Here is an 8,350-nt window from a genome sequence, read left to right as displayed (position 1 = left end):
TTAAAGAGGCGATCGGGCAGCACCGACCACTGCTGGTAAATTTGCTTCAGATTTTGCAGTTGCTGCTGATTTTTACTTGTCGCCTGGTCGCTGAGTAAATCATTCAGCATCGTCAAGTCTGTTTCAAACGACTGGCGCGTTTTTTGATAGCGAAAACGGTATTCGGAATCTCCGGTTGCCAGATATCCCCGGACATCAGAAAGCATTCTCAGCAAGTTGGTCTGCGCTGTCGCAGAAGCCAAAGCAGAAGGCATTCTAACCGTTTGCGTTTGATTGATATTGGCTGTTGCCTGAACACTGCTTAAATACGTGCGACCAACCACCAGAAAAGTGAGCACGACCAGCGTTCCAAATCCCAAATTCAGCTTTTCTCCTAACTTGAGATGCTTGATTCGATTGTTTAGGCTTGGTTTAACGCCAGTCGCTTTTTGAATCAATGCCTCAAGGGGCTGAAAATATTTGTAACGCATGAAGAGTTCTCACGATAGGCTAGAAGGCTGGTTTCGATTGATGGCAAAACTGGAGAAGCTCAATTCATTGATGCGATTCCATTGATGGATTTGCGATCGAAATTCATTCCAATTCTGGTAAATCTTTTTGAATTCTGCGTGTTCGATCGCCAGTTCTTCATAGATTTCAAAAGCAGTTTTGTGAGCCGCTTTGAGAATTTCAGAATTAAAGGGAAGGAGCTGGGTTCCCTTTGCCAGCAGTTGGTTCAACCGTTCACTATTCGCCATATCATATTGGGCGAGAACTTTTAGGTTTGCTTCAGCAGCAGCGGCTTGAAAAATCTGCTGATATCGTTGAGGCAATTGATTCCATTCCTGGAGATTGATCAGCACCGCATAATTTGTGCCGGGTTCCCACCAGCCCGGATAGTAGTAAAAAGACGCAACCCGATCCAATCCAAGGTTTTCGTCATCGTTTGGACCCTGCCATTCTGCGGCATCGATTTCGCCTTTTTCTAAAGCCGCGTAGATTTGCCCTCCTGCCAGAAGCTTCACCTCGACTCCCAGCTTGGCCAAAACTTGTCCGCCTAAGCCAGGAATCCGCATCTTTAACCCTTTCAGATCAGCGACGGTGTTGACCTGGCGGTTAAACCAACCTCCCATTTGGACTCCGGTATTGCCAGCAGGAAACCCGATTAATCCAAAGGCTGCATAGACTTGATTCAGGGCTTCCAAGCCTCCGCCTTCATACATCCAGGCATTTTGTTGATAAGCCGTAAGACCAAACGGCATCGTGGAAGCAAATGCCAGAGCCGGATTCTTTTGGGTGTAGTAGTAACTTAAGGTATGACCGCACTCTACCGTACCCGCCTGAACGGCATCCATCACTTTCAACCCGGAAACAATTTCATCGGCGGCATAAGGGGTGATGACAAACCGCCCGTTAGTCATTTCAGCCACTCGTTGAACAATAATCTCAGCACCGCTAAAGACGATCGGAATCGATTTTGTCCAGCTTGTTGCCATCCGCCAGCGGATCATAGGGGTTTCAGAAACGGCAGCCTGGGAAGAGATGGTTGGGGCAGCTTTCTGAGTACAGGCAGCTAGCGTGGCACTTGCAGTCGCGATCGCAGCCTGACGCGCAAATTGACGACGTTTCATAGCAATAGAGAAAAACGATTGGAAGAACAGAGAAGGCAGCACATTCAAAAGCGGAAATGATGAGGCTAAGCATCATGGGTGAACGCAAAATTGGCGAAGCTAAGTTCGTTGATGCGATGCCACTGATAAATTCGATCGCGGAAAGTTTTCCACGGCTGATAAACTTGACTGAACTCAGGATCCCGACTGGCAATGTCCTCGTAGAACGCGAATGTTGCTTGCTCAGCCGCTTCTAAAATCTCTGTATTCAAAGACTTTAATTGAACTCCTTCTGCTTTTAACCGCTGCAACATTTTGGTGTTTCCAGCATTGTATTTTGCTAGTGTCAAAATGTTTGCTTCGATCGCAGCAATCTCAATGACCTTTTGAAACTGCGGCGACAATTGATTCCACTGCTCCAGATTGATAATTACATCCACCGATTCACTCGGCTGCCACCAGGCAGGATAGTAGTAAAACCGAGCAGCTTTGTGCAGTCCTAATTTTGAATCGTCGTAGGGTCCAGTCAGTTCAACCGCTTCTACTTCTCCTTGAACAAAGGCTTGAACAATCTCATCAGCCGCCAACATTTTAATTTCTGCACCCAGGCGACTCATGATTTGCCCGGCTAGCCCGGAAATCCGCATCTTTAATCCTTTGAAATCCGAAGTGCGCTGAATTTCGCGTTGAAACCAGCCGCCCATCTGAGCCCCTGTATTGCCTGCCGGAAAATTGATCACGTTAAATCTTTGATAAACCCGACGAATCGCTTCTAACCCACCGCCTTCGTAGAGCCAGGCACTTTGCTGCTGCGCCGTAAAACCAAACGGAACTCCAGCACTAAATGCTAATGCAGGACTTTGTTCAATGTAATAAGTGCTAAACGTATGACCGCACTCGATCGTGCCTTGAGAAACCGCATCGAGCACCTCCAGGGCTGGAACAATATCACCCGCAGGATAGGGCGTGATCACAAAGCGTCCGTCGGTTAGTTCACTAACGCGCTGACAGAAAAGTTCGACGGCTCCATACAGCAGGTCAAGCAATTTCGGGTAGCTCGTTGCGATGCGCCAGCGAACCGTGGATGCCGGATCAGATGTTGAATCAGAAGATGTTGAATCAGAAGGTGCATCCGCAGCAGTTTGCCCCAGGGCTGAATCGGGAGCGATGCGAAGCAGTTTCCCCTGCGGGGTAATCGACCTCGTCGCAGCAACCCCGGCAACAGCAGCAGCAACCGTGTACCTTACAATTGGGCGGCGTTTCATAAACGACAACGACTAACAAAGTTTATCTATAAGTGTGCCCAGCCTTGATTTGCCCTAACAGTTGCTCACTCGGTCGCAAGGATTGCGGTACAAACATCCGTGCTGCACGACTTAAAGAAATTTCTGTAAAGACTTCTTGAACTTTTGATGAAGTTTCAGCAGAATTACGGTCAACTTTCTGAGTTACGCTTGCGGTGTCAGGAATATCACTGCTAATTTTCTCGTAGCGATCGCTTTTGCCTCCGTACTTATACTCATATACTTATGCCCCAGCAGAGCGAGCATCTACCGGGATTGCGACCCGATTCTTTGGCTAAGAATCATTTCGCTGAAGGTCATTCCGCTGAAGCATTCTATTCCGCTGATAGCCTGCTGCGCCATCCGCTCAAGCTGATCGGTGCAATGAGGCGGGATCTGCTGGCAGCGCGAGAGCTAGCATGGCGGCTGCTGGTGCGCGATATCCGTGCCCAGTATCGGCAGTCACTGCTTGGCATTTTTTGGGCGTTTGTGCCGCCGATCGCCACTGCGGCGGGTTTGACACTGGCAAACAATGCCCAAGTGCTCAACGTGGGCGCGACCGACTTGCCCTATCCAGCGTATGTGATGCTGAGTATGGCCCTCTGGCAAACCTTTGCTGAATCTGTGACCGGGCAGGTGCAAGCAATCCTGAATGCCAAGTATCTGCTGTCGCGGATTAACTTTCCTCGCGAAGCGTTGGTGCTTTCTCAACTGGGGCAAGTCGGGTTCAATTTTTTAATCAAGCTGGTGCTGATTGTGGCACTGTTCCTCTGGTTCAAAATGCCTGTTACCTGGGCGGTGATCGTCGCCCCCGTGGCACTGCTCCACCTGGTTGGCTTCGGGACAGGCATTGGGCTGCTGCTGGCTCCGTTTGGTGGACTGTATGAGGATATTTCCAGAGGTTTAACCCTGCTGCTGACGGGGTGGCTATTTATCACGCCGGTGCTGTATCCCTTGCCCCAGTCCGGTCTGTTTGCCATGCTGGTGAAGCTAAACCCTGTCACTCCCCTACTGATGACGACAAGAGAACTGGCAACGATCGGCACGGTGTCTAACCCCGGGGCTTTCTGGTTGGCAAGCCTGACCGCGCTGCTGGTGCTGCTGCTAGGCTGGCTCGTGTATCGAGTTGCGATGCCGTTTATGATCGAGCGAATTAGCGCATGATGGACTGGACTCAAAATCATTTCCAGAACGGGATACACCACGCTGGGGACACAGATGAATCGAGTGATGTCATCTTGTCGGTGCAGGGCGTGTCAAAAAAATTCTGCCGCAGCCTGAAACGATCGCTGTTTTACGGCATCCAGGACATTGGCTCCGAGCTAACCGGAACGAAAAGACCCGATCGGCTTCGCGCCGGAGAGTTTTGGGCACTGCAAGACATTAACCTGCAACTGCGACGCGGCGAGGCGTTGGGCTTGGTGGGGGCAAACGGCAGCGGCAAAACCACCCTGCTGAGAATGATTAGCGGTCTGATCAGGCCCGATACAGGTTCGATCTGGGTGCGCGGACGAGTTGCCCCACTGCTGGCACTGGGAGCGGGCTTCAGCCCTGTTCTGAGCGGGCGCGAAAATATCTATGCCAATATGTCGATTCTGGGTTTATCCACCCGCGAGATCGATGCACGATTTGAGCAGGTGGTCGAATTTGCCGAGATCGGCGAAGCCATTGACGCGCCTGTATACAGCTACAGTTCTGGCATGGCAGCGCGGTTAGGATTTGCCTGCGCGGTTCACACCAACCCCGATGTTTTGCTGATCGATGAAGTGCTGGCAGTCGGAGATGCGCGATTTCGTGCCAAGTGCGAGCGGCGGCTTGCGGATCTACTCCAGCAGGGAACGGCATTTGTTTTGGTCACCCATTTCTTCCAGGGCATTCTCAACATTTGTTCTTCTGGGATTTATCTCAACCAGGGGCGTTTAATTGCCGCCGGAAATGCCCGCGAAATCATGGATCGCTATGAGCAAGATTTGTTTTCGATTCAGCGATCGTCTGACACTTTTCCGCTGGTATTACCTGCAAGACCTGAAACCGATAGTGCCGGAGCCGATATCTTATCGATCGATTGCCGCGATGCCGCCGGAAACACGATCGCTGCGCCGATTAGCGGGGAGCCTGTATCCTTTTGTGTGCGCTGTCGCGTCGTTAAACCGATTCAAAAGCTCAGCCTTTTTCTTGCCGTCTATCAACCCGCCCGGGATAACAGCCTGGCACTTCACCTAAGCAGTGCATACGACGATGAAATGTTTGAAGTTGCGCCCGGAATTTATGAACTGCGCCTGGCACTGCCTTATCTGGGATTGCTTCCCGGTTCCTACACGCTGAATGCCTTTATTAAGGACGGTTTACTCTATCTTCTAGACTCCTACGAGTCGCTGCCGTTCACGGTCGAGAGCGCATCTCACCTGAATCGGGGGTTCTTTTATCAGCCCCGCCAGTGGCAGCTTTTGGGTCGTGGAATGCCGCAGCCCAATCCGCAGTCTCATCTGCAATCCATTGGGTTACAGGAGAATAGGCTACAAGAGGATGGTTTACAGAAGAAGGGCTTACAGGAGGACTATGAACATTTCCCCTCCCGCCGTTAGCGTGTTGATGTCGGTTTACAACAATGAGCGTTTTCTTCGGGCAGCCATCGAAAGTATTCTGAATCAAACTTTTACAGATTTTGAGTTTGTGATTATTGACGATGGTTCTACCGATCGAGCGGGAAAAATCTTAGAAAAATATGCCGCGCAAGATGCCCGAATTCGCTTAACGCGGCGGGAAAATCGGGGCGTTGCCAAAACTCGAAACGAGTTAATTGATCAGGCACGGGGCAAATTTGTGGCGGTTATGGACGGGGATGATATCGCCCTGCCCGATCGCCTGAAACAGCAGGTCGAATTTCTAACAGCTCACCCAGAGGTTGTCTGCGTAGGCGGTTCACAGGACTGGATCGACGAAGCCGGACGCTTCCTGGTTCACCGCGAGGTGCTAGAACACGATCGCGATATTCAAGCCTCCGCTTTGTCGGGCATTACCCCGATCAATCACCCCTGCGCTCTGATTCGGCGATCGGCTCTGCTTCAGGTCGGGGGCTACGATGAAACAATGGCAACGGTTGGTGATCTGGATCTGTTTTTGCGGCTGGGCGAAGTGGGGCAATTGGCGAACCTGAAGCAAACCGTGCTGCAATATCGGCTGCATCCAAAATCGATTAGCGAAAGCAATCAGCTGCGGCAAACCGACGATCGGCGAGAAGCCTGTCGGCGTGCTTGGGAGCGGCGTGGCATCAGCGGCAAGTTTAAAGAAGCTCCACCCTGGCGACCGATCGATCGTCCTTCGCGCCACGAGTTTGTGACCGACTATGGCTGGAGATTCTTTCTCCGGGGCGATCGACAGGCGGCAATCGTGTATGGCATCAAAGCAGTGCGAACGCTACCGCTCAACCTGAACGGCTGGAAGCTGCTGATCTGCGCGCTGATCAAACCACTGCCAGAGGTCGAGACAGTATGAAATCAATCGATCGCCTGCCGCAGCATCCAGAACACCAGCCAGACCACCGGGAGCAGACACGCCCGATCGTTTCGGTTCTGATGGCGGTACACAATACAGAACGCTTTGTGGGACAAGCGATCGAAAGTATCTTGCAGCAGAGCTTTCGCGATTTTGAGCTGATTGTTTTAGATGACGGCTCAACCGATCGATCGCTGCCGATTCTTCAGCACTATGCAGCACAAGATTCACGGATTCGGCTGATCAGCCGCGAAAATCGTGGAATTCCCCAGACGCGGAATGAGCTGCTGCGTGAGGCACAGGGCGAGTTCATTGCGGTGATGGACTCCGACGATGTGGCACTTCCCGATCGGCTTGCCCGCCAGGTCGCTTTTTTGCAGCAGTCGCCGGATGTCGTCTGGGTCGGGGGCGCGTTTCAGCTCATCGATCGCGAGGGACGGCTCATGACCGAGATCCCGCTGGCAGAGCGAAACAAGGAAATCAGGTCACTGCTGCAAGCGGGACAAGTGAGCTTTTTACATCCCACCGCGCTAATGCGGCGATCGGCAGTGCTTCAGGTTGGCGGCTACGACGAAAGCTTGCCCCTGGCGGAAGATCTGGATTTGTGGCTACGGCTGAGCGAAATTGGCGCACTCGCCAATCTGCCCAAAGCGGTAGTTCAGTATCGGCTGCACGGCAATTCGATTTGCGATCGGTATCAGGCTTTGCCGCCCCACGAAGTTCAAACCGTGCTCGATCGCGCCTGGCAAAAGGGACTGATTCGCGATAAACCTCAAGCTACGGTGGTTTGCGGCTGGCGACCCACGCCCGATCGCGCTTCCCGCCATGCATTTGCAGTCAAATACGGCTGGTGGGCATTTGGCAATCGACAGCGGCGGTCGGCTCTGCAATACGGCATTCAAGCCGTTGCCCTTAATCCAGGCTCATTGGAAAGCTGGAACCTGTTGGCTTGTGCCTTGATTAAACCGTTCCCAGTTGCTTGATGTTCCGCATCTTCTTGATGTTCTCCATCCTTATGTATCCCTCACCTGTAATCATGACAGCTCCCTTGGTTTCTGTGCTGATGCCCGTTTACAACGCAGAGCGATACGTCGCGCAGGCGATCGAAAGCATCCTGAATCAAACGTTCAGCAATTTTGAATTCCTGATCATTGATGATGGCTCCACCGATCGATCGCTGAAGATTTTGCAGCAGTATGCCGCCCGGGATCAGCGAATTCGCCTCCACAGCCGCCCTAATACTGGACTTGCCGTAGCACTCAACGAAATGCTGCAAACCGCCCGGGGCGAGTTGATTGCCCGCATGGATGCCGATGATATTGCCCTTCCTGATCGGTTCGAGCGGCAGGTTTCTTTCCTAGTGGATCACGCGGAGGTTGTTTGTGTGGGCGGTTCGTATGAGATGATCGACGATCGCGGACGGTTCCTGACCACGCTAAGCGTTGCCTCTGACGATCCCACAATTCAGCAGTCTGCCCTCGCCGGACATGGCAGCATCTGTCACCCCACAGCCATGATGCGGCGATCGGCACTGGTGCAAATCGGCGGCTACGACGCCAGCCTGCTGCCTGCGGAAGATGTGGATTTGTGGCTGAAGCTGGGCGAATTGGGGAAGCTTGCCAATCTCTCCGCTCCAGTTTTGAGATATCGCCTGCACCCTGGCTCAGTCAGTGCCCAAGCCTGTGCAATTCAGCGTCAGCAAGCCCGCAAAGCCTGCGAACTCGCCTGGAAACGCCGCAAGATTCAGGGCAGGTTTGAAGCAGACGATCTGTGGCGACCGGGAAAAGACCGCCGATCGCGCCATCAGTTTATGCTGCAATACGGCTGGTGGGCGTTTGAAAGCGGCAATCGATCGACGGCTGCGCTCTACGGCTTAAAAGCAGTTTGCCTGCTGCCGCACTATCTCGAAGGCTGGAAGCTGCTGGCTTGCGCCCTGCTGAAATCGCTGAAATCAAAGGAGGCATCGCTCAACCAGAACCAAAC

General features: G+C 52.5%; 8 protein-coding genes. 5 read left to right on the top strand and 3 right to left on the bottom strand.

What is annotated here, in order from left to right:
* From H6F80_RS14475 to H6F80_RS14465, 3 genes are all read right to left on the bottom strand, one after another.
* On the bottom strand, positions 1-470 hold a 470-nt coding region (locus H6F80_RS14475; protein WP_190792237.1), incomplete at its 3' end, for a CHASE3 domain-containing protein.
* A gap of 9 nt (positions 471-479) precedes the next feature.
* A complete protein-coding gene (locus H6F80_RS14470; RefSeq protein WP_190792236.1) occupies positions 480-1,610 on the bottom strand; it encodes a TRAP transporter substrate-binding protein in 1,131 nt (376 codons plus the stop codon).
* Positions 1,611-1,675: 65 nt separating this feature from the next.
* Positions 1,676-2,854 (bottom strand): TRAP transporter substrate-binding protein, encoded by a 1,179-nt coding sequence (locus tag H6F80_RS14465; protein WP_190792235.1) that lies wholly within the window; start codon positions 2,852-2,854, stop codon positions 1,676-1,678.
* 264 nt (positions 2,855-3,118) lie between these two features.
* On the opposite strand from H6F80_RS14465, the gene H6F80_RS14460 reads away from it, so the two are divergent.
* From H6F80_RS14460 to H6F80_RS14440, 5 genes are all read left to right on the top strand, one after another.
* Positions 3,119-4,036 carry an ABC transporter permease gene (locus H6F80_RS14460; protein WP_190792234.1) on the top strand — a complete coding sequence of 306 codons (918 nt, stop codon included), beginning with the start codon at positions 3,119-3,121 and terminating at the stop codon, positions 4,034-4,036.
* Positions 4,033-5,457, top strand: coding sequence for an ABC transporter ATP-binding protein (locus tag H6F80_RS14455; protein WP_242067365.1), 1,425 nt, complete (start codon positions 4,033-4,035; stop codon positions 5,455-5,457). The genes H6F80_RS14460 and H6F80_RS14455 overlap by 4 nt, the downstream gene beginning before the upstream one ends.
* Positions 5,432-6,367 (top strand): glycosyltransferase family 2 protein, encoded by a 936-nt coding sequence (locus H6F80_RS14450; protein WP_190792233.1) that lies wholly within the window; start codon positions 5,432-5,434, stop codon positions 6,365-6,367. The genes H6F80_RS14455 and H6F80_RS14450 overlap by 26 nt, the downstream gene beginning before the upstream one ends.
* On the top strand, positions 6,364-7,350 hold the full coding sequence (locus H6F80_RS14445; RefSeq protein WP_190792232.1) for a glycosyltransferase family 2 protein: 987 nt from the start codon (positions 6,364-6,366) through the stop codon (positions 7,348-7,350). Before H6F80_RS14450 ends, H6F80_RS14445 begins: the two co-directional genes overlap by 4 nt.
* A 53-nt stretch (positions 7,351-7,403) precedes the next feature.
* A partial coding sequence (locus tag H6F80_RS14440) for a glycosyltransferase family 2 protein (RefSeq protein WP_190792231.1) occupies positions 7,404-8,350 on the top strand: 947 nt, incomplete at its 3' end.

It is taken from the genome of Leptolyngbya sp. FACHB-711, from assembly GCF_014695615.1.
Classification (GTDB): Bacteria; Cyanobacteriota; Cyanobacteriia; order Elainellales; family Elainellaceae; genus Leptolyngbya_A.
This window is presented reverse-complemented; position numbering and strand designations above follow the sequence as displayed.